The organism is Halomonas hibernica (genome assembly GCF_013183775.1).
Taxonomy (GTDB): domain Bacteria; phylum Pseudomonadota; class Gammaproteobacteria; order Pseudomonadales; family Halomonadaceae; genus Vreelandella; species Vreelandella citrativorans.
In genome coordinates this window covers 1-1,545 of the sequence record NZ_VIFN01000036.1, presented here as the reverse complement: position 1 = coordinate 1,545, position 1,545 = coordinate 1, and the positions used below count along the sequence as shown (strand labels likewise).

1 protein-coding gene is annotated in these 1,545 nt (G+C 56.0%); it reads right to left on the bottom strand.

Going from position 1 to position 1,545, the window contains the following annotated elements:
• Nucleotides 1–143 precede the first annotated feature (143 nt).
• The gene (locus FKN99_RS17695; RefSeq protein ID WP_172119102.1) at nt 144–1,445 is read right to left on the bottom strand and encodes an IS1380 family transposase; all 1,302 of its coding nucleotides are present in this window, start codon (nt 1,443–1,445) and stop codon (nt 144–146) included.
• Nucleotides 1,446–1,545 lie beyond the last annotated feature (100 nt).

Genomic DNA, 1,545 nt, shown 5'->3' with positions numbered 1-1,545 from the left:
CCTCAGCCAGTACCGCACTCAGGCTGTAACACCGCTAAACACCTACTGGCTCGACTTACATCGGCTACTTTTTAACCACTTTCCGGCGTTCAGACACACTTCCCCCTTTCCCCCATTGCTTCGGGCCGGGGGCGCCCGAGCAGTCAGTTAGGAACCAACCGCCTGACGAGATCGGATAGCGCCGTTTTATAGGGGTAGCTGTCACTCATGAGTACTCGGATTCGACGCGTATTGCGGATGATGACCGCGCCTACTTTGATGAGCTTGAGCCTCAGGTTGCTCGGACTCATGCGCGCGAAGGGCGTGTGCTTCAGATAAGTCCGTAACCGCTCGAACAGCGTATAAGCGAAGCCCGACAAGATCAGCCGCCACTGATTGGCCCACCAGTGCGTGCTGGAGGTCCGGTCAGCAAACAGGCTCAGTTGTTGATCCTTGATCCGGTTCTCCATGTCACCCCGGGCACAGTACTGCTCGTAGTAAAGCTTGAAGCCATCATCGTAACGGGAACTGATGATAAACCGGGGATTAGAGCCTAACTCGCCTTCTTCCAGGCGGGCCACCACCCAGCGTGAGTATTTCCAGGAGTGGGCTTGATACTGGAAGCGAAACGTCTCTGCCACTTTCCCTCCCACCTGCCATTGGGTCTTGCGCACCAGCATCATGGGCACATCCACTTCCTTGAGCAGCCGGCTGTTCTTGGCGATTCCCACGATGTAGTCGACGTGATGCCGATCACACCAGTTCAGCATCCGGGGACGACAAAAGTGGCTATCACCTCGTAACACGATGCGCGTATCGGGCCAGTATTGACGGATAAAGCGTACCAGTAAGGCGAGGATCGCCCAGCTATGGCGGCTGTCGCTGCGGTCACTGGTGCGCAGATAGCTCACCAGTAAGTGGCGCCCACAGAAGACATACAGTGGGAAGTAGCAGTGGTGATCGTAATAACGGTTAAAGAACTTGCCGGGTTGCTCGCCATGCACGGGGATGTCGGTGCCATCAAAGTCCAGCACGATCTCCTTTGGTGGTTCGTCATGCTGTTCAATGAAGTGATGCCACAGCAACTCATGGGCCTTCACTATTGCTTGCCGATCGGCGTTCTGCTCCACCCGGCACAGCGTCGACTTGCCTGCCAGCGTATCCTCTTCACCGAGCGCTGTCTGAAGGGCCTGATCATAGCGCAGGGCCTCATGGTCGTTGAAATCTTCATAGCCAGCGGCGACACCGAACACCCGCTGACGAACCAGAGTGTCGAGCTTATGACGAACCTGTTCCGGTGCGCGGGGATCATGAAGCACGGCGGCCAAGCGGCGTGTCAGGCGATGCTGTTTATCGACTTCACGAAGCAGGAGTAATCCGGCGTCCGACGTAATGTGGCCCCCGGAGAAGTCGGCTTCAATTTGGCGGCGTGAGAGTGGCGAGAAGGTCAGCTTTTCAGGTACCATTTTGGAAGCGGCTGTTGGTGCTTGATGGATTGGTTAGGTTCTTGAAATCATAGCACTTTCAGCCGCTTTCTTTTATACCCTGTGAGAAATCCGGGCTAGG